Source organism: Microbacterium sp. SORGH_AS_0454, assembly GCF_031453395.1.
GTDB lineage: Bacteria > Actinomycetota > Actinomycetes > Actinomycetales > Microbacteriaceae > Microbacterium.
Window position 1 is genome coordinate 1482437 of sequence record NZ_JAVIYS010000001.1, and the last position, 23217, is coordinate 1505653.

Sequence of the window (23217 nt, forward strand, 5' to 3'; positions counted from 1 at the left end):
ATCGGATGCCGGGACTCGCTCGCTCCGATTCTGCTGCGTTCGTCCGACTCTGCTGCGTGAGCCCCCGGCCCTGGGCCTCAGGCCGCCGGCGCCGCCCGCCGCACCTGCGCGCGGATGTGCTCCTCGACCTCGGGGGTCACCTCGAGCACTGCGAACGACACCGGCCACATCGGGCCGTCGTCGAGCTGGGCGGTCTCGTCGAAGCTGACGGTGCCGTAGCGCGTCTTGAACTTCGATGCCGGCTGATAGAAGACGACGACCTTGCCGTCTTTCGCGTAGGCCGGGAAGCCGTAGTACGTCTTGGGGTTCAGATGTGGCGCCTCTTCGAGCACGATCACGTGCACCCGCTCGGCGATGGCGCGGTCGGTTCCCTCGAGCTTCTCGATCGCCTCGAGGCAGGCCTCGTTCTCCTTCTGCAACTTCGCCAGGCCCTTCAAGCCCTTCATGGCCTTGAGCTCCTCGGCGCGCTGCTTCATCGCCGCGCGTTCTTCGTCGCTGAATCCGGTGGCCATGGCATCCGCCTTCGTTGAGGTCTGACCGAAAGAGTAGCGCGCGTCAGGCCCGCGTATCCTCCGGGATTCGCGCAACCTCAGCTCGGATCAGTGGATGCCGGCTAACTTTGCGTGGATCGCTGAGGTGATGCCGCTCGCGGCGCCGCGCTCAGGCCTGCCGCAGCCCCTCTTCGAGTGCGACCCAGGCGAGCATCGCGCACTTCACGCGGGCCGTGAACTTCGAGACACCCGAGAGGGCGGCGGCGTCGGCGAAGGTCTCCTCGTCGAGGGGGATCTTGCCGCGGGAGCGCAGCGACTCACGGAACGACGCGATCAGCGCTTCGGCGTCGGCTCGCGGCATCCCTTCGTCTCCGCCGTCTTCTTGCAGCAGGGCGACGAGCATCGACGCCGAGGCCTGCGAGATCGAGCAGCCCGCGCCCTCCCAGGTCACCGAGGTGATGCGGTCGCCCTCGACGTCGACCCGCAGGGTGATCTCGTCGCCGCAGATCGGGTTGCGCTGGTGCACGGTCGCGCTGTGAGCGCCGGGCTCGGCGAGACCGAACCCGCGTCGGTTCTTCGCGTGGTCGAGGATGAGCTCCTGGTACAGGGACTCGAGGCCGCTCATGCGCCCACCCCGAAGAAGCCGCGCACGCCCGAGACGGCGTCGAGCAAGGTGTCGATCTCGTCCTCGGTCGTGTGGATGGCCGCGCTCGCGCGGACCGACGCCGTCATGCCGAAGCGGCGGTGCAGCGGCTGAGCGCAGTGATGTCCCACGCGGACGGCGACCCCGCGCGAGTCGAGGAACTGGCCCACGTCGTGGGCGTGGACCCCCTCGACCTCGAAGGCCTGCAGGGCGATGCGCTCCGCGGCATCCGTGTCTCCGAGAAGACGGATGCCGTCGATGGAGCGCAGACCCTCGCGCAGGCGCTTCTCGAGCGTCGCTTCGTGGGCGTGTGCGGCCTCGAGGTCGTGCTGGCCGAGCCAGCGGACGGCGGCGGCGAGGGCGACGGCCTGCGACACCGGCTGCGTGCCGGCCTCGAAGCGCTGCGGCGCGGGCAGGTACTCGGCCTTGTCGAGGGTGACGGTCGTGATCATCGACCCGCCGGTGGTGAAGGGCGGCAGGCTGTCGAGCACCTCGTCGCGGCCCCAGAGCGCACCGATGCCGTACGGCCCGTAGATCTTGTGCCCCGAGAACACGGCGAGATCGACCCCGGATGCCGGCAGGTCCAGGCGCAAGTGGGGAGCCGACTGGCACGCGTCGAGCACCGTCAGCGCGCCGACGCCGCGAGCCAGGGTCACGAGCTTCGCGACGGGGTTCACGATGCCGAGCACGTTCGACACGTGCGGGAAGGCGACGACCTTCGTGCGCTCGCCGATGAGTTCGGCCGCGGCGTGCAGGTCGAGCATGCCGTCGTCGAGCACCGGGATGTGCCGCAGGCGCGCACCCGTACGGGCGGCGAGCTCCTGCCACGGGATGAGGTTGGCGTGATGCTCGGCCTCGGTCACGACGATCTCGTCGCCCTCGCGCAGGCGCCCGGCGTACCCCAGCGATCCCGCGACGAGGTTGAGGCCGGCGGTGGCGCCGCTCGTCCAGACCAGCTGCTCGGGCTCGGCGCCCACGAACTCGGCGACCGTGACGCGCGCGTCCTCGAACAGCTCGGTGGCCTCGGCGGCGAGGGTGTGCGCGCCGCGATGCACTGCCGAGTTGGCGGTTTCGAGGAAGTCGCGCTCGGCGTCGAGGACGGCGCGCGGCTTCTGGCTCGTCGCGCCGGAGTCGAGGTACACGAGGGGCCGGCCGTCGATCTCGGCCTGCAGGATCGGGAAGTCGGCGCGCACGGCGGCGACGTCGAAGGGGAGGGTCACCCCTCCAGGCTACGTCGCGTGGGGTGGTGGCGGATCGTGCGAGGAAGAAAAGAAGAAAGTACTTGCCTATTTGGAAAGTAGTTGCCATGATCGAGTCAACGAAAGGATCGCCATGGACCGCACGCCCGCGATGACCGCGTCGGAAGCCCAACTGCTGCTCGATCGCGCCGACCGCCTCAGCCACGCCGCACACAACGCAACGCGGTGGCCGTACATCAGCTTCATCCTCGCGCTCGGGATGGCGACCTCGATGGGCACCTTCGCGATGGCCGTCACGACCGGAGATACGTTCGGCCTCGCCTACGTGAGCTTGCTGGCCGTCGTATTCGCCCTCATCATCTTCTTCGTCGTCAGCATCCAGGGCCGCGCCGCCTTCGCTCGCGGCCGCCGCTGGACCGCCTACATCGCGAGCTGGTTCGCTTCGTACGCGCTCGCCCTGGCAGTCGTCATCTGGGCGCACGGTGACGTGCTGCTCGCGGCGCTGGCCTCGGGCCTCGTGCTCGTCGTCTCCCTGGTCTGCGCGGCGCGCGAGGCTCGGTCGTGACCACGTCGACCCCGCATCCCCGGCACCGGCTCGACGAGCTGCTCCAGAACTCCGTGCGGTTCTCGATCCTCGCGGCCCTCGACCGGGCGACCACGCTGAGCTTCAAGGAGGTTCGGGATGCCGTCGAGGTCACCGACTCCGCGCTGAGCAAGCAGGTCTCGACGCTCGAGGGCGCCGGCTACATCGCTGTGGGGAAGTCGTTCGCAGGCAAGATGCCCCGCACCTCGCTCACCCTGACGAAGGAGGGGCGAGCGGCGTGGAGGAGCCACCTCGACACGCTCCGCGAGATCGCGGGGACGTCGGTCTGAGCCGTTCGATCGTTCGACACCGCGTCTCACCGACTCCTCATGGACGACTCGATGAGACGCGGTGTCGTGCGCGAAGAGTGAGGAAGCCGGACCGGCCCGTTCGGAAACCGTGAGCACCCCGGGATCGCCCTCGCCGGGAGCGTAGACCGGATGCCATGACCCTCACGGCTCTGCTCCCCACCCTCCGCTCCAGCATCCCGGCCCCCTTCGACGCGGCCGCCTGGCCCGCCGGCTCTACCCCCACGCTCGACGACGTCACCGTGCGGGCCGTGTCGGTCGGCCGTTTCGCCGACATCTGCGGCACGCCCTGCGTCTGCACGGGCCCCGCGGTGATTCCGGCGTCGGGCGGGGTGGCATCCGCGACGCTCTCGACGACCGTGGTGATCGCGACCGTGACGGAGGCCGGCCCCGATACGCTGCGCCTCGATGCCTGCGTCGCCGGGCTCGCGGCCGTCTGGCGCGAGGCACGGCTCATCGGCCGCGTGTCCCACGCGTACGACGAACCGTTCGCCGTCGTCGACGCGCACGGGGAGCAACCGTGCGGCACGGTCGTGCTGCCCGGGGACGTCCGCGCGGGCGATCGCATCGCCTTCCCCTGCCCCGGGTGCCACACCGTCGGAGAGGTCCGCTGATGCTGCTGCACTCGATCGTCTTCGCCTCCCGCTGCGCCCGAGTGCAGGCGGAGTTCCTGGCCGCGGAGGCCGAGGACGAGGCGGCCGACGTGCGTAACTCCTGAGTTTCGGGCCCGGCTCCTGTGGCAGCCGGCCCGGGCTCCGGTGTCGGCGCGTCTTTCCGACCGGGGGACAAGCCGCCGCGGCGCGAATCTCAGGAGTTTCGCACGCTCGCGGCGGTCGTCCCGCCCGGGCCCGCTCACACGACGAGCCGGTACCCCATCCCCTGCTCCGTCAGCAGGTGCACGGGCGCCGAGGGATCGACCTCGAGCTTCTTGCGCAGTTGCGACATGTACAGCCGCAGATAGCCGGAATCGGCGACCTGCTCGCTCGCCCAGATCTCCTTCAGCAGCGTCTGTCGCGTCACGAGAGACCCGGGGTTGCGGGCGAGGAACTCGAGCATGCGCCACTCGGTCGGCGTCAGGTGCACGCGTGCGCCTCCGCGCAGCACGGCCTTGGCCGACAGGTCGACCTCGACGTCGCCGAAGCGCACGACGGCATCGCCCGACGACGGCACTGAGCGCCGCGCGTGCACGCGCAGACGCGCCAGTAGTTCGTCGATCTGGAACGGCTTGGTGACGAAGTCGTCTGCCCCGGCGTCGAGCGCCTCGACCTTGTCGGCCGAGCCCGTGCGACCCGAGACGACGATGATCGGCGCCGTCGTCCAGCCGCGCAGGGCGTGGATCACCTGCACGCCGTCGAGGTGCGGCATCCCGAGGTCGAGAAGGACGATGTCGGGGTGCGCCCCCGCGGCGAGGGTGATGGCCGCGGCACCGTCGGCCGCCGCCACCACGTCGTAGCCGTGCGCGGCCAGCGTGATGCGCAGGGCTCGCACGAGCTGCGGATCGTCGTCGGCGATGAGTACCTTCACGGCATCCTCCTCGAGATTCCGGATGCCATGGCCTCCGCATCGGCCACGGGCAGCGCCACGACCATGGTGAGGCCGCCGCCGGGGGTGTCCTCCGGGGTGAGCGTGCCGCCCATGCCCTCGGCGAAGCCGCGCGAGAGGGCCAGGCCCAGACCCAGACCCGCGGTGTTGTCGGTGTCGCCCAAGCGCTGGAAGGGCGAGAACATGTCCTCGCGGCGGTCGGCGGCGATGCCGGGGCCGTGGTCGATCACGCGGATCTCGGCGGTGCCGCCGAGGCGGCTCGTCGCGATGCGGACGCGCTCGCCGTCGGGCGAGTAGCGCTGGGCGTTGGTGAGCACGTTGACCAGCACGCGCTGCAGCAGCACGGGGTCGGCACGGAGCATCGGCAGGTCGGGGTCGAGCGCGAGCTCGACGTCGTCGGGGCCGAGGTCGAGCTCGTCGAGGGCGGAGAGCACGACACCCGCGGCGTCGGTCGCCGCCAGAGACACGGCGAGCACGCCGGCCTGCACGCGGCTGACGTCGAGCAGGTCGGTGACGAGCACGGACAGCGTCGCCAGGCTTTCGTCGGCGGTCTCGAGCAGCACCTGGCGGTCGTCGTCGGAGAGCTGGTCGCCGGCGGCGCGCAGGCCGCCGAGCGAGGCGACGGCGGCGGCGAGCGGACGGCGGAGGTCATGGCTGACGGCCGACAGCAGGGCGGTGCGCACCTGGTCGGTCTCGGCGAGGGCGCCGGCCTCGGCCGCGGTCTCGGCGAGATCGGTGCGCTCGAGGGCGGCGGCGAGCTGCGCCACGACGACGTCGAGCAGGCGTCGTTCCGAGGCGTCGAGGTCGCCGCCGTGCAGCTCGAGGGTCGCGCGCCCTTCGCCGACGGGCACCGCGACCGCGCGATCGTCGCGCACGGGCTCCCCGTCGGTGGCGAGCACCGTTCCGTCGGCGGCGACCAGGCGGACTCCCGCGAGGCCGAACGCCTCGCGCGCGCGGCTGATCAGCGCGGGCACGGCGCTCTCGCCCCGCAGCACGCTGCCGGCGATCGTCGCGAGCATCTCGGACTCCGCCGCGGCGCGTCGGGCGGCCCGCGCGCGGCGGGCGGCCTGGTCGACGACGACGCTGACGAGCACGGCGATGACGACGTACAGGGTCAGCGACAGCGCGTGCGCGGGGTCGCTGATGGTGATCGTGTAGATGGGTGCGATGAACAGGAAATCGAGCGTGACCCCCGACAACACGGCCGCGAACACCGCCGGCCAGATGCCGCCGACGAGCGCGACGACCACGACCAGCAACTGGTAGGCCAAGACGTCGGCGGTGATCGACTCGTCGGAACCGGTGGCGATCATCAACAGCGACAGAAGCGGACCGCCGACCAGGGCGGTGACGAAACCCAGGATGCGCCGCTTCGCGCTCAGCGCGGGGCCCGCGAGCCGGGGGAGGGCGAACCGGCCGCCCGCGCGGGCGTGGTTCACGATGTGCACGTCGATGTCACCCGAGGCGCGGATCACGGTCGCCCCGATGCCCGGTCCGGTAAGGGCTGCGCCCAGACGACCGCGCCGGCTCACCCCGATGACCAGCTGCGAGGCGTTGACCGATCGCGCAAAATCGACCAGGGCGGTGGCCACGTCGTCGCCGACGACCTGGTGGTAGGTGCCGCCCAGGGTCTCGACGAGGGCGCGCTGCGTGGCCAGGGCGCCGGGGGCGCTCGCGCGCAGGCCGTCCTGCGTCGACACGTGCACGGCGAGCAGCTCGCCGCCGGCGGAGCGTGCCGCGATCCGGGCGCCGCGGCGCAGCAGCGTCTCGCCCTCGGGCCCGCCGGTCAGGGCCACCACGACGCGCTCGCGCGCCTGCCACGAACCCTCGATGCCGTGCTCGGTGCGGTACCGCTGCAGGGCGGAGTCGACCTCGTCGGCGAGCCACAGCAGGGCGAGTTCGCGCAGCGCCGTGAGGTTGCCGAGACGGAAGTAGTTCGACAGAGCGGCGTCGATCCGTTCCGCCGGGTACACCGAGCCCGCCGCGAGGCGGTCGCGCAGGGACTGCGGTGCCAGGTCGACGACCTCGATCTGGTCGGCGGCTCGGACCACGGCATCCGGGACCGTCTCGCGCTGAACGACGCCGGTGATCTTCTCGACCACGTCGTTCAGGGATTCGATGTGCTGCACGTTGACGGTCGTGATCACGTCGATGCCCGCCTCGAGCAGCTCCTCGACGTCGATCCAGCGTTTGTCGTTGCGAGAGCCGGGGACGTTGGTGTGCGCGAGTTCGTCGACGAGCGCGATTCTCGGGAGCCGTTCGAGCACGGCATCCAGGTCCATCTCATCGAGCGCGACGCCGCGGTGCGCCACGGCCCGGCGCGGAACCACCTCGAGGCCCTCGGCTTGAGCGGCGGTCGCGACGCGGCCGTGCGTCTCGACGATCGCGATGACGACGTCGTGGCCCTCCGAGCGCAGCCGGCGCCCCTCTTCGAGCATCTCGTACGTCTTGCCGACGCCGGGTGCCATGCCCAGCAGCACGCGCAAGCGCCCGCGCTTCACGAGGCGTCCCCCGTGCTCGAGCGTGGTTCCGGCGAACGACGCCGCCGCCGCACGGAGGGTGCGACGGCGGCGACGGGCGACAGGGTCATGACAGCGATTCTCGTCTCTCAGCGGGCGTCGAGCGCGCGATTGAGCTCCACGACGTTCACGCGCGGGTCGCCGAGGTATCCGAGATCGCGAGGAAGCGTGTGCTCCGACACGAGGGCGGCGACCTCCGACGAGGGGATGCCGCGGGCTTCGGCGACCCTTGCGACCTGGCGTTCGGCGTTCTCGACCGAGATGTCGGGGTCGAGGCCCGAGCCTGAGGCGGTCACCGCGTCGGCGGGGATCGAGCCCGCGCCGTTCAGCTCGCCGAACGCCGCACGGCCCTCTTCGATCGAGGCGATCAGGTCCGGGTTCTCGGGACCCAGGTTCGAGCCGGTCGAGGCCGAGGAGTCGTAGCTCGCGGCAGACGGACGCGACTGGAAGTACTGGGGGAGAGCGTTGCCGTCGGCATCCTGGAACGACTGCCCGATCAGCTGCGAGCCGGTGACGGTCCCGTCGGCGGTCTTGATGAGCGATCCGTTCGCCTGGAACGGCAGGGCGACCTGTCCGACCGCGGTGATCAGCAGCATGTAGGCGACGCCGAGCAGGAGGGTGAAGACGACCATCGCGCGGACGGCGACGGCGGTGGTACGCAGGGTGGTGCGCATGACGGGGCCTTTCAGAAACCGGGGAGCAGGCTCACGACGAGGTCGATGAGCTTGATGCCGATGAAGGGGACGATGACGCCGCCGAGCCCGTAGACGAGCAGGTTGCGGCTGAGGATGCTCGACGCGCTCGCCGCGCGGTACTTCACACCGCGCAGGGCCAGCGGGATCAGCACGATGATGACGATCGCGTTGAAGATGATCGCGCTCGTCACGGCCGAGGCGGGGGAGTGCAGCCCCATGATGTTCAGCGCCGCCAGGCCCGGGAACACGCCCATGAACATCGCCGGGATGATGGCGAAGTACTTCGCGATGTCGTTGGCGAGCGAGAACGTGGTCAGCGCTCCGCGCGTGATGAGCAACTGCTTGCCGATGCGCACGATGTCGATGAGCTTGGTCGGGTCGGAATCGAGGTCGACCATGTTGCCGGCCTCTTTCGCGGCCGAGGTGCCCGTGTTCATCGCGACGCCCACGTCGGCCTGTGCGAGCGCCGGAGCGTCGTTCGTGCCGTCACCGGTCATGGCGACGAGGTTGCCGCCCTCCTGCTCGCGCTGGATGAGGGCGAGCTTGTCCTCGGGCGTGGCCTCGGCGAGGAAGTCGTCGACCCCGGCCTCGGCGGCGATCGCCTTCGCGGTGAGCGGGTTGTCGCCCGTGATCATCACGGTGCGGATACCCATCGCGCGCAGCTCCTGGAAGCGCTCGCGAAGGCCGTCCTTGACGACGTCCTTGAGGTGGATGACGCCGAGCACGCGCCCGCGCCCGTGCGAAACTCCTGAAGATTCGGGGGCCAGGGTCGCCACGACCAGGGGAGTTCCGCCGGATTCAGCGATCTCATTCGTGAATTTCAGGAGTTCCGCACGGGTGGCGTCGGACACCGTCGCGCGCTGGCCGTCGAGCCAGGCCACCACGGCGGACGCGGCGCCCTTGCGCACCTGCGTGCCGTCGACCAGGTCGAGGCCGCTCATGCGGGTCTGAGCGGTGAAGGGCACGGGCTCCGCGCCCCGGGGCATCTCGGCGACGATCCCCTGGGCCGCCGCGAGCTCGACCACCGAGACGCCCTCGGGAGTGGGGTCGGCCTGCGACGACAGCGAGGCGTACTCGGCGAGCTCGGGGCCTCCGACGCCCTGCATCGGAACGAATGCCGAGGCGCGGCGGTTTCCGTAGGTGATCGTGCCGGTCTTGTCCAGCAGCAGGGTCGTGACGTCTCCCGCCGCCTCGACCGCGCGGCCCGACATCGCGAGGACGTTGCGCTGCACGAGACGATCCATTCCGGCGATGCCGATCGCGCTGAGGAGCGCACCGATGGTGGTCGGGATGAGGCAGACCAGCAGCGCGACGAGCACGGGGATCGAGACGGGCGATGCCGCGTACGAGGCGATCGGGTTCAGCACCAGGACCACGACGACGAACACGATCGACAGGCTCGCGAGCAGGATGTTCAGCGCGATCTCGTTGGGCGTGCGCTGGCGCGACGCGCCCTCGACCAGAGCGATCATGCGGTCGACGAAGGTCTCGCCGGGCTTCGAGGTGATCTTCACCACGATGCGGTCGCTGAGCACACGGGTGCCGCCGGTGACGGCGCTGCGGTCACCGCCCGATTCGCGGACGACCGGGGCCGACTCTCCCGTGATCGCCGACTCGTCGACGGTCGCGATGCCGTTGACGATATCGCCGTCGCCGGGGATGAGCTCGCCGGTCTCCACGAGCACGATGTCGCCGACGCGAAGGTCGCCCGAGGGGACGTCCTCGACCGCCGCGTTCGAGGCGGCGGGGTCGCCGGGGGAGTACGCGACCACCCGGCGGGCCGAGGTCGTCGTGCGGGTCTTGCGCAGGGTCGCTGCCTGCGCCTTGCCGCGGCCCTCGGCCACCGATTCGGCGATGTTCGCGAAGAACACCGTGAGCCAGAGCCACACGGCGATACCCCACGTGAAGCCGAAGGGGAGGCCGGTGTCATCGCCGCCGAGGAACGGCTCGGCGATCGCGATGAGCGTCGTCAGGGCCGCACCGACCCAGACGAGGAACATCACGGGGTTGCGCCATTGCGCGGCCGGGTTGAGCTTCTTGGCCGCGCCCGGGAGGGCGGCGACGACCTGAGCGGCGCTGAACGCGCGGCGCGGGGCGGCCGGCGCCTCGTCGGCAGCGGGGACCGGCGCGTGGGTGAGGGTGGACATCAGCGGGTAAGTCCTTCAGCGAGGGGTCCGAGGGTGAGGACCGGGAAGTAGGTGAGGGCCGTGACGATCACGACGACGCCGGCGAGCAGGCCCGCGAACTGCGGGCGGTGCGTCGGCAGGGTTCCGGCGGTGGAGGGCACGGCATCCTGGGCCGCGAGAGAACCCGCCAGGGCCAGCACGAACACGATCGGCAGGAACCGTCCGAGCAGCATCGCCACGCCCAGCGCCGTGTTGAACCACGGGGTGTTGGCGGTGAGCCCCGCGAAGGCGGAGCCGTTGTTGTTCGCCGCCGAGGTGAAGGCGTAGAGCACTTCGCTCAGACCGTGGACGCCCGGGTTGAGGATCGAGGTCGTCTCGACATCGTCCCGGATGCCGGGAACCCCGAAGCTCAGAGCGGTTCCGGCGAGCACGAGCGTGGGCGTGACCAGGATGTACAGGCTCGCGAGCTTGATCTCTTTCGGCCCGATCTTCTTGCCCAGGTACTCGGGGGTGCGGCCGATCAGCAGGCCGCCGACGAACACCGCGATCACGGCGAGGATCAGCATGCCGTACAGGCCCGATCCGACACCGCCGGGGGCGATCTCGCCGAGCATCATGTTGATCATCGGCATCATGCCGCCGAGAGCCGTGTAGCTGTCGTGCATCGAGTTGACCGCACCCGTCGAGGTGAGCGTGCTGGTCGTGCCGAAGAGCGTCGAACCGAAGATGCCGAAGCGCACCTCTTTGCCCTCCATGGCGCCGCCGGCGAGCATCGGGGCTGTCCCGTTCCCGGCCATCTCGGCCCAGGTGAGAAGAGCCGCGGATGCCACGAAGATCGCGCCCATGACGCCGAGGATCGTGTAGCCCTGGCGGTCGTCGTTCACGATCCGACCGAACGCACGGGGAAGCGAGAACGGGATCACCAGCATGAGGAAGATCTCGAAGAGGTTCGTCCAGGGGGTGGGGTTCTCGAACGGGGTGCGCGGAGTTCGTGTTGAAGATCCCGCCGCCGTTGGTGCCGAGGAGCTTGATCGCCTCCTGCGAGGCGACCGGCCCGCCGGGGATCGACTGGGCGGCTCCCGCCACCGTCGTGGCATCCGTGAAGCCCGAGAGGTTCTGGATGACGCCGCCGGCGAGCAGCACGACCGCCGCGACGATCGAGAACGGCAGGAGCAGACGGTAGGTGCCGCGCACGAGGTCGACCCAGAAGTTCCCGATCACACCGCTGCGGCGGTACGCGAAACCGCGAACGAGAGCGACCGCGATGGCGATGCCGACGGCCGCGCTGACGAAGTTCTGAACGGTGAGGGCGGCGAACTGCACGGTGTAGCCGAGGGTGGTCTCGCCGCCGTAGGACTGCCAGTTCGTGTTCGTGACGAAGGAGACGGCCGTGTTGAACGACAACGCCTCGCTCGGGGCGTCGAAGCCCAGCGAGAGCGGCAGCACCGCCTGAAGCCGCATGATCGCGTACACGAACACGACGCCGACGAACGAGAACAGCAGCACCGAGCGCAGGTAGGCCTGCCAGGTCTGGGCGCTGCGCGGGTCGACGCCGATCAGGCGGTACGTGCCCCGCTCGACGGCGAGGTCGCGCTGGCCGGTGTAGATGCGGGCGATGTAGTCACCGAGGGGGCGGTAGGCCAGGCCCAGGGCGACGAGAAGAGTGAGGCTGGTCAGGACGATCGACCAGATGGTTCCGCTATCCATGGGTCAGAACTTCTCCGGTCGGACGAGGGCGACCACGAGGTACACGACGGCGGCGACCGCGAGGACCGCGGCGAGGATCGAGAAGAAGATCACGGGCGCTCGCCCCCTCGTCCGGTGGTGCGGGAAGTCGAGGGTCGGGCCTCGGGGCCCAGCTTCTCGACCCCCTTCGCGACGAGGGCGACCAGCGCGAAGAGCGCGACGGTCGCGGCGAGGAAGACGGCATCGAGCACGACGACTCCAGATTCGGGTGAACACACCGCGGAGATCCGCGGGCACCGCGGGGCGGCACGTGTGTCGATACAACTCCTCGAGCCCGCGGCATCCCGGCGTCCTAACGCTTTCCCTACGGGTCGCTGACGGACACATACGGGGTGCTTACGGAGGATCGCCGCCGCCGAGACGGCAACTCGTTGACATCCTCGTTGCCGGCTGGCGCCGAGTTGTCAGCCGGATGCCGTCTCGAGACCATCGACGTCGTCGCCGACCGCGCATGATGGATGCATGCTCCCCTCCGACGGATCCGACGTGCGCGTCAGCGCGGGGCTGGTGATTCCGGCCGCGGAGCTGTCGTGGCGGTTCTCGCGCTCCTCGGGCCCGGGCGGTCAGGGCGTGAACACCGCCGACTCGCGGGTCGAATTGATGTGGGATGCCGAGGCGTCGAGCGTGCTGTCACGGGTGCAGCGGGAGCGGCTCATCGAGCGACTCGGTGACCGGCTCGTCGGCGGGGTGCTGACGATCGCGGCATCCGAGCATCGGGCGCAGCTGCGCAACCGCGACGCGGCGCGCGCCCGCCTCGCCGCTCTCGTGGCCGAGGCCGTAGCCCCTCCCGCCCCGCCGCGACACGCGACGAAGCCCACCCGCGGATCGAGGGAGCGCCGCCTGCAGGCCAAGCAGCGCCGCACCGACGTGAAGAGGATGCGCCAGCGTCCGACCGACTGACCCGCCCCGCCCTCCCGCCCCCTCCGCCCCCATGCCCGACGCCCCGCGCCCCGCGCCCCCATGCCCGACGTTGAGTGTCCAAAACACCCGGACGGTTTTCAAAACCGTCCGGGTGTTTTGGACACTCAACAGGGGTGGGCCGGGGGAGGGGGGCCGCGGGGGGTGGGCCGCGGGGAGCGGGCCGGGGGAGGGGGCAGCGCGGCGGGGGCGTTACGCCTGAGCGCCGCCCTCGGCGCGGCGGCGGCGCACCTGCTCCTCGAGGTCGGCGAGGCGCATCTCGCGCTCGAGGTCGGCGATCTGCTGCTCGGTGGTGCGGGTCTCGCGAGCAGCGGCCGGCGGGGGAGCGGGGTCGGTGTCCTTCTGCCAGCGCCGCGGGTCGCCGAAGGACATCGGCGTCGCTCGCGTCTCGTACTCCCGGCCGAGGGCGAACCACAGGATCGACCCGATCAACGGCAGCAGCACGATGAAGATGATCCACGCGAATTTCGGCAGGTGCTTCACCTGGTCTTCGCGCCGGGTGATGACGTCGACGAGGGCGACCACCATCACCACGAGGGTCAGGAGGGCGAGTACTGGCATGGCATCCACCCTGTCGCAGACTCCCGTCGGCGTCCACCGATTCGTCGCGACCGGGCCGGAGCCGGGGTGAGTGTTCGAAACACGCCGGAGGCACCGCCCTCCCCGCGGCGTGTTCTGGACACTCGACGGGGCGGCGAGAACACCGACGCCCCCACCACGAAGGCGGGGGCGTCGGGCCGGACTCAGGATGCCGAGCCGGGCGGGGTCTTCTTCGGGCGGTGAGCCGTGACCTCGGCCACCGGCTGACCACCGCGCTGCTGGCCCGGGAGGGGCCGCGAGCGGCGTCCGTAGATGACCTCGGACGAGTCGAGCAGCCACGGCACGAGCGTGATCGAGACACCGTGCACGAGCATGAGCTGGTGCGCCAGGCGGCGCGAGCGGCGGTTGTGCAGGATCGACTCCCACCAGTGGCCGACGATGAACTGCGGCAGGTACACCGTGACCACGGCCGAGCCGTTGTTCTCGCGGTACTTCTTGATGAACGTCGACACCGGCGAGGTGTACGTGCGGTACGGCGAGTCGATGATGACCAGGGGGATGGGCATGTCGTGCTCGGCCCACTCCTTCTGCAGCTTCGACGCGTCTTCGTCGGTGATGGCGACGTGCACCGCGAGCGTCTTCTGGTGGTTGGCGGCCAGGGCGTAGTCGATCGCCTTCATGACGGGCTTCTGCAGGCGGTTCACCAGCACGATCGCCACGTCTCCCGACGAGCCGAAGTGCACGGTCTCGTCCATGCGGATCTCGTGCTCGACGTCGCGGTAGTAGCGGTTCACGCCGATCATCAGCACCGCGAGGATCGGGATCGCGATGAACACCAGCCATGCGCCGTGCGTGAACTTCGTGATCGTGACGATCAGCAGCACCAGCACGGTCATGGCCGCACCGACGGAGTTGATCCACAGGCCCGAGACGGCGGAGCGACGCTCGATCGCGGCGGACTGCTGCTTCGCCGCCTCGGGAGTGAGCTCCTTCAACCCCCGCAGCACGCGTCGCCAGTGCTTGACCATGCCGATCTGGCCGAGCGAGAACGAGACGAAGACACCGATGATGTAGAGCTGGATCAGCGTCGTGAGGTTGGCCTGGTAGACGATGAGCACGCCGATGGCGACGATGCCCAGGATGATCATGCCGTTGGAGTAGACCAGGCGGTCACCGCGGGTGTTGAGGGCCTTGGGGGCGTAGCCGTCGCGCGCGAGCACCGCGCCGAGCAGCGGGAAGCCGTTGAAGGCGGTGTTGGCGGCGAGCAGCAGCACGCACGCCGTGGCGGCTTGGATGATGAAGAACGGGATGCTGTTCATGCCGAAGGTCGCGGCGGCGACCTGGGCCATGAGGCTCGGTTGCGGGTTGTTCGCACAGTCGAAGCCGATGAGGTGGCAGGGGTTCTCGGCGTAGTGCACGCCCGAGATGAGGGCCAGCATCGTCAGGCCCGCGAACAGCACAATGGCGATGCCGCCCATCAGGGTCAGCGTCGTCTGGGCGTTGCGGATCTTCGGCATGCGGAAGGCGGGCACGCCGTTCGACACGGCCTCGACGCCGGTCAAGGCGGAGCAGCCGCTCGAGAACGCGCGCAGCACCAACAGGATCAGCGCCGCTTGCGTCAACGATTCCGCCTGCACGCCGTAGTCGGCGCTCGAGGCGTGCGGCGCGTCTCCGAGCAGTGTGCGCGCGAGGCCCACGACGATCATCACGCCGACCGACCCGATGAACAGGTAGGTCGGGATGGCGAAGACGCTCGACGCCTCGCGCAACGCCGCGCAGGTTCACGATCACGATGAGGATGACGAAACCGACGGCGATCTCGACCCGGAACGGGTTCAACTCGGGCAGCGCCGAGATGATGTTGTCGACACCGGATGCCACCGACACGGCGACCGTGAGCACGTAGTCGACCAGGAGCGCCGCGGCCACGATCACGCCCGGCACCTCGCCGAGGTTCTTGCTCGCCACCTCGTAGTCGCCGCCGCCCGAGGGGTAGGCCTTGATGAGCTGCCGGTAGCTCAACACGACCACGACGAGCAGCGTCACCACGGCCACGGCGACCCACGGACTCAGGGTCAGCAGGGCCGTTCCGCCGATCAGCAGGATCATCAGCAGCTCCTGTGGCGCGTAGGCCACGGAGGACAGCGCGTCGGAGGCGAAGATCGGCAGCGCCATCTTCTTCGGGAGGAGCTGTTCGTCGAGTTTCTCGGAGGTGAGGGGCTCGCCGATCAGGATGCGTTTCGCGATCGGCGTCTCTTCGCCGTCAACGCGACTTTCGTCAGTCACGGCGCGCGACACTACGCGTACTGGAGGCCATGCGCAATCTGACGCGCACGCTGTTCAATGCATGGTCGCCAGACCGTGACCTAGCGGCGCATTCTCGCAATGCGAGAAACGCTCACTTCGCGGCCCTATTCCCGATGAATTCCGCGACCGCGTCAGCGCCCTCATGATCGTGCGCGGTCACCGTGACGACGGCGTCGCCGGCGAAGACGACGAGCTGCCCGTGGGCGCCGTGCAGGCGCCAGGCGTCGCCCGGTCCGTCCCACCCGGCGAGGGCGTAGCGACGGTACCCGGCGCCGGGGCTGCCGGTATCGATCCACCCCGAGTGCATGGCATCCACGATCCCCTCCGAGACCACCCGATGGCCGTCGATGACGCCGCCGTCGCGGATGAGCAGACCGAGACGCGCCAGCTCGGCGGTGCGCAGCTCGAGGCCCTCGCCGCCGAGGACGCGACCGTTCGGGCAGCGGCGCCACGACACATCGCTCCACCCCAGCGGGGCGAAGAGCCGCGGGCGCAGGAAGTCCTCGATGTCGCCGGTCCGCTGCGACAACGCGGCCATCGCCGTGTAGGTGCTGGCGTTCGAGTACTGGAACACCCGGCCGCTCGAGGGGCGGGACAGGAACTCCGCGGCGAGATCGGGCCAGTCGGTCATCATCGTCTCGGACCAGGGCAGATCGATGCCGCTCGACATCGAGAGCAGTTCTCGCAGTGTGACCGGCGTCGCGGCGGGAAGCATCGAGCGAACCGGGTCGTCGAGCGACACGATTCCCTCGTCGGCGGCGATTCCCGCCGCCAGCACCGCGACGGCCTTCGCGACGGAGTGGATCTCCTCCCGCACATCCGGCGTCCACCGGTGCATCGCGACGTCGTCGCCCACGCGCACGTGCACGCCGTGCGCGGCGAAGCCGGTGTCGTCGATATGAGCGACGAGCGCGTCGCGGAGGTCGGCGGCGCGGGTCATGCGCCCAGGCTACGGGCCCGAGTGATTCTGCCTAGGCTCTCGGGGTGGACAACATCGTGGGCTCGGGCGTACTCGCTGTCGTCGCGGGCGCCGTGGTCGCGATCCTCGCCTTCGTACCGTTCGTCGCGGTCAGCTATCGGCGTCGCGGTCGGCTCACGGTGTGGCGCTCGCTCCTGTGGGCGGGGGCGGCCGTGTACTTCTGGGCGATCTGGACGTACACGCTCATCCCCCTGCCCGACTCCGAGGTCTACCGCTGCGCGGGCGTGAACCTGCACCCCTTCGCGTTCGTCGACGAGGTCCGCGCGGCCGTCGCCGCCTCGGGCCGGTACCTGACCGACCCCGTCGTCCTGCAGGTGGCGCTGAACGTGCTGCTGTTCGCCCCGCTCGGCTTCTTCTTACGGGTGCTCGGGGGTCGCGGCATCCTGATCGCGGGTCTCGTCGGCTTCGCGACCTCGGGGATCATCGAGACGACGCAGCTGACGGGCGTCTGGGGTCTGTTCCCCTGCGCCTACCGCGTCTTCGATGTCGACGATCTCATCTCGAACACCAGCGGCGCTCTGATCGGGTCGGTCCTCGCGTTCGTCGTCCCGGCGCAGCACCGGGGTGTGGAGAGAGCTGCGGATGCCGACACCCCGCGCCCCGTGACGCGTCGCCGCCGCCTGCTGGGACTGGTGTGCGACGTCGTGGGCGTCTGGCTGGTGGGCTTCGCCGTGGCCGTGGTGGTGCAGGCCGTGCTCGTGCTGCTCGTCGGCGAGAGGTCGTCGTTCTCGACCGACCAGGTCGCCTCGCTCGCGGGGACGATCGCTTCGGCGGGGCTCTGGCTCGGGGTGATCCTGGCGACGGGTCGCTCGATCGGTGACCTCGCCACGCGTGTGCGGTTCACGAACGGTGTCCTCCCCGCGTGGGTGGCGCGCCCCTTGCGTTTCGCGACCGGGGCCGGGGCGTACGCGGTCCTCGCGGGCCTGCCCGCACCGTGGTCGCTGCTGGCCTTCCTTCTGGCGTCGACGACCGCGGCGCTTCTGCTGGTGTGGCCCGATGGCCGCGGCCTCACCGGGTGGATCGGCCGGCGCCGTTTGGTCGACGACCGCGCGGGAGTGGTGAGTCCCTCGGTCGACCGCGGCGCGCGCGTCTGAGACACGTCACCCCGCGCCGAATTCCTCGGCCAGCACGCCCATCAGCACCTCGTCGTGGAACCGCCCGCCGTGGAACGCCACCGCGCGTCGCACACCCTCGCGCACGAAACCGGCCTTCTCGTACGCACGGATGGCCCGGTCGTTGTAGGCCCAGACCCGCAGCTCCACCTTGTGCACCCCGAGCTCGTCGAACGCGTACCGCAGCATCGTGCGTGTGGCATCCGCGCCGTATCCGCGTCCGACGGCGTCGGGGCCGAGGATGATCGCGAACGTCGCGATGCGCGCCGGGAGGGCGGCTCCCCAGAGCGTCGCGTGACCGATGAGCTGCCCGGCCTCGTCGTCGATGCTGAAGCCCGCCCCGCCGGGGGAGTCGTTGCGACTCCACGCCTGGAACATCTCGCGGACGGATGTCGTGGGTCGTAGGCTCACGCTGTTCTGCTGCAGCACGGCGCTGTCGCTGCGCTGCCACCAGTCGACGAGTGGGTCGAGGTCGGCGTCGGTCAGCGCGCGTAACCGCACGCGCTCGCCGCGCAGGATGTCGGCGCCGTAGACCAGGGCGGTGTCGGTGTCGTGGATCGCGTCATCGGCCATGTCCCGACGCTACCGAAGGGGTCCGACACGGGTGCCCGAGGGCGGACTTCCCGGCCGACACGCCTGATCCAGCGGTCGGGGTGCGGCGCGTCTGGTGCGCGATCCGCGGTTGCGCTCGCACATGGGTGTCTCGACGGCGGAACACCCCCGCCGTCGCCGCCGCCTAGGCTTGACCCGGAGGATTCGATGTCGTCGAGAGCAGGGCGCGCGCAGCGGGCGGGGCGCGGCATGGCCGCAGCCGCGGTCGCGACGTTCGTGGCGACCCTGTCGCACGCGGCGGTCTCGGCCGAGCGGCCCACCGTTCGTCAACATCGTGCTGGCCCTGTGCCTCGCCGCGCCCCTGTGCGTGATGCTCGCGGGCCGCGCGATGTCGTGGACGCGCCTCTCGCTCGCGGTCGTCCTCAGCCAGGCACTCTTCCATGCGTTGCTCGTGCTCGACCTGCAGGGCGGATTCGTGCCGGCCGGTCACCACGCCACGACCTCGCTGTTCAGCGCCGCCGGCGGTCACAGTGCCTCGGCCCACGCGTCGGAGTCTCCGTGGATGTGGGCGGCGCACGCCGTCGCCGCTCTCGTGACGGTCGTCGCGCTCGGCCGGGGGGAACGCGCGGTGCAGGTCATCGCGCGGTTCTTCGTCGCGGTGCTCTCGGTGCTGCGGCCGTTCCGGGGGCTCTCCCCGCGGACGGATGCCGTGCTCTCGGCGCCCGCGCCGCTGCTGCTGACGACGGCGATGACCGTGCTGTCGTCGATGAGGCACCGGGGTCCGCCGTTCGCGGCCTGACCCCACCCCTTCATCCTTCGCGCGTAACCAACGCCTCTTCGGCGTGCGCATTTCGCAGAAAGCAGCACTATGTCTCGAAAGACCACTCTTCGCCGCGCCCTCGTCGGCCTCGCCGCCGGCGCGGCCCTGGCGATCGCCGTTCCGCTCGCGGCCTCGGCCCACGTCACCGTCAACCCCAACACGGCGACGCCCGGCAGCTACGCCACGGTCAACTTCCGCGTCCCCACCGAGTCCAAGACGGCATCCACCGTCAAGCTCGAGGTCACGCTGCCGACCGATACTCCGCTGACCTCGGTGCTCGTCGAGCCCGTCCCGGGCTGGACCGCCTCCGTCGAGAAGGGGGCGCTGCCCGCTCCCGTCGAGGTCGACGGCAACACCATCTCGGACGGCCCGCTCAAGATCGTCTGGCAGGCCGACCCCGGCGTGGGTATCGGACAGGATCAGTTCCAGATCTTCTCGGCCGTGCTCGGACCGATCCCCGACACCGGGCACCTCGTGCTCCCCGCCGTGCAGACCTACTCCGACGGCTCGGTCGTCGACTGGACGAACACCCCCGAGCAGGTCGCGGCTGACGACACGCTCGAGCCCGCCCCGGTGCTCTACATCAACGACACCCCGCCCGCGAGCGGGCACGGCGGACACAGCGGCCACGGCAGCGCTTCGGCCGCGCCGACGATGGACGATCACTCCATGGAGGCCTCGGCTCAGACGAGCGACTCCTCGGGCCTGTCCCTCGGCCTCAGCATCGCGGCCCTCGTGATCGCGGTCGCCGGCGCCCTGCTCGGCGCCTTCGCGGTGTCGCGTCGCCCGAAGCGCAGCTGAGTATGGGCAGCGGGAACGCTCTGCGCCGGGCCCTGGTCGGGGCGGTGGTCGTCGCTGCGGCGATGACCGCCGCCCTCGGCGGGGCGGCGGCGGCGTCGGCGCACGACAGCCTCGTGTCGTCGACTCCCGCGGAGGGCGAAAGCGTCTCGACGCTGTCGGAGGTCAAGCTCGACTTCAGCGCCAACCTGCTCGGCTACGACGGCGGCAACATCGTCATCGTCATCGGTCCTGACGGCAAGCACTACGAGAGCGAGTGCGTGGCTCTCGCCGGTCCCACCCTGACCCTCCCGGTCGCTCTGGGGGCACCCGGCGCCTACACGGTCGAATGGCGCGCGGTCTCATCCGACGGGCACCCCGTCTCGGGCGAGATCCCGTTCACGTACACCGGCGAGAACACCTCGGCCGGAGCGGATTCCTCGCCGTGCGCGAGCGCCCAGGGCGCGGCTCCCGCCGAGACCCCGGTGGCAGCACCCTCGACCTCGGGCGGCGTGTCCGGCCTGACGGTGGGCCTGCTGATCGGCGGCGGAGCGATCGTACTGGTCGGTGTGATCGTCGTCGTGATCCTCAGCCGTCGCCCGCGCGAGGACCAGGAGCCGTCCGACAAGGAGTGATTCCGGATGCCACGACCCGGCGCGCCCGCCCCACCCTCCGTTTCGCGGAGTCCGGGCCGGGCGCGCCGGGTTTCGGCATCCGGAGGGCGGGGTGTGGACCGCCGAGTCCGCGGGACGACCGCTGCGCGCGCCTCGCGACGGACTTAAAGGCTCGCGCCGGGCACCGAGAACGTGTCGCAGGCGTTGACGCCGCCCTGACGCCCTTCGTCGAACCAGCGCGTGCGCTGCGCACTCGAGCCGTGCGTGAAGCTGTCGGGGTTGGAGATCTGGCCCGCTTCGGCCTGGATGTGGTCATCGCCGACGGCCGACGCGGCGGAGAGGGCGTCGAGGATCTGCTGCTCGGTGGGTGGCTCCAAGTACGGGGTGCCGTTCTCGTCGACCTGCTCGCTTGCGGCGGCAACCCAGGCGCCCGCGTAGCAATCGGCCTGCAGCTCGGTGCGCACACCGTTGCTGTCGGCGCCCGGGCCGTTGTTCGGGTGCTGCTGCATCACGCCGGTGAGGTTCTGCACGTGGTGGCCGTACTCGTGGGCGAGCACGTAGAGCTGGGCGAGGGGCCCCGCTGTGGTGTCGTACTGGGCGCGCAGGATCGAGAAGAAGGTCGGGTCGACGAACACCGTCTCGTCCGGCGGACAGTAGAACGGACCCGTCGCGTTCGAGGCGGTGCCGCACGAGCTCCCCGTCTGCCCGTCGACGATGACGAGCTGCGGCGGGCGGTACCCGTCGAGGCGTTCGGCCCAGAACTGGTCGATGTCGAGTGAGGCCGCCGCGAGACGACAGGAGTCGTTCTCGTTGGCGTCCTGGCCCGTCTCGCAGCTCGCGATCCGTTCGCCGCCGCTACCGGGGGCGGCAGCGCCGCCGCCCGAGCCGAGCAGGCCCGTGAGGTCGGTGCCCGTGAACATCGAGATGAGCAGCACGACCACCGCGCCGAGACCAACGGTCCCGCCGCCGACGGCCGCCACGGTTCCTCCGCGGCGCTTGGCCGAGTTGCCGCCCACGCGGGCGTTGTCGTTGAACGTCACGACGTTCACCGTATGCGTCCCCGCAAGAGTGTCGAAGGGGCTGGACTTCGGGAGCGCGAGCGGTTCGCGGGGGTACTCGCCGTCTTCGCGCTACGTCGCGGTTCTCGGCCGGACGCCGAGCTGCCGAATGTCGGATGTGTAAACCGTTGTGACCCGTTTCGGTCCATACCATGCTTTTTTGGGTAATTTCGGTGTATCCGCGAGAAGTGTCGTAAGTACCGGTCTTCCCTCCTGTCACCGAACAACCCGGAAAGGTCCCATGCGTCACCAGCTCCTCACACCCAGACTCCTCGGTGCGGCAGCAGCCGTTCTGCTGGTCCTCGGCGGACCCGCCGCCGCCGCGTCAGCCGCACCCAATTCCTCAGACTGGCCGGCGGAGATCTCCGTCCCCGGCGCCTACGGGATGGCATTCAGTCAGGACGGTTCCACGCTCTACGTCGCGCAGCGAGAGAAGGGGGTCGCTGCGGTGACATCGTCCGGCGTCGTGAGTGAGATCATCACGTCGCCCGACGACTTCATGGCCGTCGCGACCGAGGCCGACGGCGACCTTCTTCTCACCGTCGACAGCAAGCCCAACATCTATCGCATCGACATGAAGGACGTCGCGGAGAACCCCGAGGTCTACCACCAATCGGGGATGTGGAAGGAGCGGGCGGCGGTTGTCTACACGTCCCCCTCCAGCTCCTTCCTCTACTCTCTGGCGGAGACGCCCGACGGCACGATCTACTACTCGACGTTCCAGGACCGGCAGATCAACGTCCTCCGCGACGGGGAGTCCACGCCCTTGCTCACCTCGTCGGCGACCTCCCCGTTCGTCGGCTTCTCGTTGCTGCCCGACGGGGGTCTCGGTGCGCTGGACGAGAACGGAGTCATCTGGGAAGTGTCCGCGGCGCAGCTCGCCTCGGGGTCTGTCGAACCCTCCGCATTCACGGTTCTCACCACGGGTATGCGCGGGAACGGCTTCGCCGCTTTCGACGACGGCACCTTCTACAACACCTCGGGCACGAAACGGACCTTCGAGGGCGCCCCTGCCGACGTCCCCGATGCGCCGACCGGACTCACGGCGACGACGGGTGATGGCGAGGTCACGCTGAGCTGGAAGGCCCCCGAGAACGACGGCGGCGCCCACGTGACCGAGTACACCGTCCTCATGTACAACAGCGCCGGTGGCGACTTCGAACCTGTCATGGGGACGACGACCACCACCGCGACGGTGACGGGGCTCAAGAACGGGACGTCCACCAAGTTCGTCGTCACGGCCTTGAACAGCGCCGGTGCGAGCGACTACTCCGACAGCGTCACCGCAACCCCATTCGCGCTGAAGGTGGCGTACGAATCTGGCGGGGCGGCCCTCGAGTCGGACAGCACGATCGAAGCGGGGCAATCCGTGACCGCGACCGGGAGCGCTCTGCCGCCCGGCGCGGCCCTGAGTCTGGTGCTGCACTCCACCCCGGTCACCCTCGTCACCGGAGTGGTCGCCAGTGACGGCACGTTCACGCTCACCGGTACCGTCCCCGCGGACACGGTCGCGGGAGCGCACACCCTCATCCTGACGGTCGCGCCCGCGGGAGACGACGCCCGCTCGGTGGAGCAGTCCCTCATCGTCACCAACGCAGTCCAGACTCCTCGCAAACGGTGATCCCGCCCTCGGGCACGTCGTCGGCGACGCCCGGTACGCCGACCTCCGCTGTCGGCCCGGCTGTCTC

Annotated in this window: 22 protein-coding genes and 2 pseudogenes; 9 read left to right on the forward strand and 15 right to left on the reverse strand. The window is 70.1% G+C overall.

Annotation, left to right across the window (positions count from 1 at the left end; genetic code table 11):
- Positions 1–77: 77 nt before the first annotated feature.
- From QE454_RS06875 to QE454_RS06885, 3 genes are all read right to left on the reverse strand, one after another.
- Entirely contained in the window at positions 78–512 is a 435-nt protein-coding gene (locus QE454_RS06875) for an iron chaperone (protein ID WP_307456673.1), read from the reverse strand.
- Positions 513–660: 148 nt separating this feature from the next.
- Complete coding sequence (sufU, locus tag QE454_RS06880) at positions 661–1116, reverse strand: Fe-S cluster assembly sulfur transfer protein SufU (RefSeq protein ID WP_210076974.1); 456 nt, start codon at positions 1114–1116, stop codon at positions 661–663.
- Positions 1113–2354, reverse strand: coding sequence for an aminotransferase class V-fold PLP-dependent enzyme (locus QE454_RS06885; RefSeq protein ID WP_210076973.1), 1242 nt, complete (start codon positions 2352–2354; stop codon positions 1113–1115). The genes sufU and QE454_RS06885 overlap by 4 nt, the downstream gene beginning before the upstream one ends.
- Before the next feature lie 112 nt (positions 2355–2466).
- On the opposite strand from QE454_RS06885, the gene QE454_RS06890 reads away from it, so the two are divergent.
- The 3 genes from QE454_RS06890 to QE454_RS06900 all read left to right on the forward strand — a co-directional run bounded on the left by QE454_RS06890 (position 2467) and on the right by QE454_RS06900 (position 3838).
- On the forward strand, positions 2467–2898 hold the full coding sequence (locus QE454_RS06890; protein ID WP_307456667.1) for a chemotaxis protein CheY: 432 nt from the start codon (positions 2467–2469) through the stop codon (positions 2896–2898).
- Positions 2895–3206: a transcriptional regulator gene (locus QE454_RS06895; protein WP_103211037.1), complete on the forward strand. Its 312-nt coding sequence runs from the start codon at positions 2895–2897 to the stop codon at positions 3204–3206. Before QE454_RS06890 ends, QE454_RS06895 begins: the two co-directional genes overlap by 4 nt.
- A gap of 155 nt (positions 3207–3361) precedes the next feature.
- A complete protein-coding gene (locus tag QE454_RS06900) occupies positions 3362–3838 on the forward strand; it encodes a hypothetical protein (protein ID WP_210076971.1) in 477 nt (158 codons plus the stop codon).
- A gap of 238 nt (positions 3839–4076) precedes the next feature.
- Here the strand turns inward: QE454_RS06900 and QE454_RS06905 are convergent, their stop codons facing one another.
- The 7 genes and pseudogenes from QE454_RS06905 to QE454_RS06935 all read right to left on the reverse strand — a co-directional run bounded on the left by QE454_RS06905 (position 4077) and on the right by QE454_RS06935 (position 12070).
- Positions 4077–4748, reverse strand: a complete 672-nt coding sequence (locus QE454_RS06905) for a response regulator (RefSeq protein ID WP_210076970.1) — start codon at positions 4746–4748, stop codon at positions 4077–4079.
- Positions 4745–7267, reverse strand: a complete 2523-nt coding sequence (locus tag QE454_RS06910) for an ATP-binding protein (RefSeq protein WP_307456660.1) — start codon at positions 7265–7267, stop codon at positions 4745–4747. Before QE454_RS06910 ends, QE454_RS06905 begins: the two co-directional genes overlap by 4 nt.
- Before the next feature lie 107 nt (positions 7268–7374).
- Positions 7375–7959: a potassium-transporting ATPase subunit KdpC gene (gene kdpC / locus QE454_RS06915; RefSeq protein ID WP_307456657.1), complete on the reverse strand. Its 585-nt coding sequence runs from the start codon at positions 7957–7959 to the stop codon at positions 7375–7377.
- An 11-nt stretch (positions 7960–7970) separates the two neighbouring features.
- A complete protein-coding gene (gene kdpB, locus QE454_RS06920) occupies positions 7971–10127 on the reverse strand; it encodes a potassium-transporting ATPase subunit KdpB (protein ID WP_307456653.1) in 2157 nt (718 codons plus the stop codon).
- Positions 10127–11813 (reverse strand): annotated as a pseudogene (kdpA, locus tag QE454_RS06925) (potassium-transporting ATPase subunit KdpA). Before kdpA ends, kdpB begins: the two are co-directional and overlap by 1 nt.
- A 3-nt stretch (positions 11814–11816) precedes the next feature.
- A complete protein-coding gene (kdpF, locus tag QE454_RS06930; protein WP_074696280.1) occupies positions 11817–11906 on the reverse strand; it encodes a K(+)-transporting ATPase subunit F in 90 nt (29 codons plus the stop codon).
- Positions 11903–12070: a hypothetical protein gene (locus tag QE454_RS06935; protein ID WP_210076965.1), complete on the reverse strand. Its 168-nt coding sequence runs from the start codon at positions 12068–12070 to the stop codon at positions 11903–11905. Before QE454_RS06935 ends, kdpF begins: the two co-directional genes overlap by 4 nt.
- Before the next feature lie 244 nt (positions 12071–12314).
- Here QE454_RS06935 and arfB point away from each other — a divergent pair, with 244 nt between their 5' ends.
- Entirely contained in the window at positions 12315–12752 is a 438-nt protein-coding gene (gene arfB, locus QE454_RS06940) for an alternative ribosome rescue aminoacyl-tRNA hydrolase ArfB (protein WP_307456646.1), read from the forward strand.
- Positions 12753–12962: 210 nt separating this feature from the next.
- On the opposite strand, the gene QE454_RS06945 is transcribed toward arfB, so the two are convergent.
- From QE454_RS06945 to QE454_RS06955, 3 genes and pseudogenes are all read right to left on the reverse strand, one after another.
- The gene (locus QE454_RS06945) at positions 12963–13331 is read right to left on the reverse strand and encodes a PLD nuclease N-terminal domain-containing protein (protein ID WP_307456643.1); all 369 of its coding nucleotides are present in this window, start codon (positions 13329–13331) and stop codon (positions 12963–12965) included.
- Positions 13332–13513: 182 nt separating this feature from the next.
- Positions 13514–15608 (reverse strand): annotated as a pseudogene (locus QE454_RS06950) (APC family permease).
- A gap of 100 nt (positions 15609–15708) precedes the next feature.
- On the reverse strand, positions 15709–16557 hold the full coding sequence (locus QE454_RS06955; protein ID WP_307456638.1) for a serine hydrolase: 849 nt from the start codon (positions 16555–16557) through the stop codon (positions 15709–15711).
- A 44-nt stretch (positions 16558–16601) separates the two neighbouring features.
- Here QE454_RS06955 and QE454_RS06960 point away from each other — a divergent pair, with 44 nt between their 5' ends.
- A complete protein-coding gene (locus tag QE454_RS06960; RefSeq protein WP_307456635.1) occupies positions 16602–17690 on the forward strand; it encodes a VanZ family protein in 1089 nt (362 codons plus the stop codon).
- A 6-nt stretch (positions 17691–17696) separates the two neighbouring features.
- On the opposite strand, the gene QE454_RS06965 is transcribed toward QE454_RS06960, so the two are convergent.
- Positions 17697–18281, reverse strand: coding sequence for a GNAT family N-acetyltransferase (locus QE454_RS06965; RefSeq protein WP_307456632.1), 585 nt, complete (start codon positions 18279–18281; stop codon positions 17697–17699).
- Between the two features lie 313 nt (positions 18282–18594).
- Here QE454_RS06965 and QE454_RS06970 point away from each other — a divergent pair, with 313 nt between their 5' ends.
- The 3 genes from QE454_RS06970 to QE454_RS06980 all read left to right on the forward strand — a co-directional run bounded on the left by QE454_RS06970 (position 18595) and on the right by QE454_RS06980 (position 20492).
- Positions 18595–19059, forward strand: a complete 465-nt coding sequence (locus QE454_RS06970; RefSeq protein ID WP_309668564.1) for a hypothetical protein — start codon at positions 18595–18597, stop codon at positions 19057–19059.
- Between the two features lie 69 nt (positions 19060–19128).
- Positions 19129–19881 carry a YcnI family protein gene (locus QE454_RS06975; RefSeq protein ID WP_210076959.1) on the forward strand — a complete coding sequence of 251 codons (753 nt, stop codon included), beginning with the start codon at positions 19129–19131 and terminating at the stop codon, positions 19879–19881.
- 2 nt (positions 19882–19883) lie between these two features.
- Complete coding sequence (locus QE454_RS06980) at positions 19884–20492, forward strand: copper resistance CopC family protein (protein WP_307456623.1); 609 nt, start codon at positions 19884–19886, stop codon at positions 20490–20492.
- A 143-nt stretch (positions 20493–20635) separates the two neighbouring features.
- Here the strand turns inward: QE454_RS06980 and QE454_RS06985 are convergent, their stop codons facing one another.
- Positions 20636–21511 carry a neutral zinc metallopeptidase gene (locus QE454_RS06985; protein ID WP_210076957.1) on the reverse strand — a complete coding sequence of 292 codons (876 nt, stop codon included), beginning with the start codon at positions 21509–21511 and terminating at the stop codon, positions 20636–20638.
- 259 nt (positions 21512–21770) lie between these two features.
- Between QE454_RS06985 and QE454_RS06990 the strand changes: the two genes are divergently transcribed.
- Complete coding sequence (locus QE454_RS06990) at positions 21771–23150, forward strand: fibronectin type III domain-containing protein (protein ID WP_307456619.1); 1380 nt, start codon at positions 21771–21773, stop codon at positions 23148–23150.
- Positions 23151–23217 lie beyond the last annotated feature (67 nt).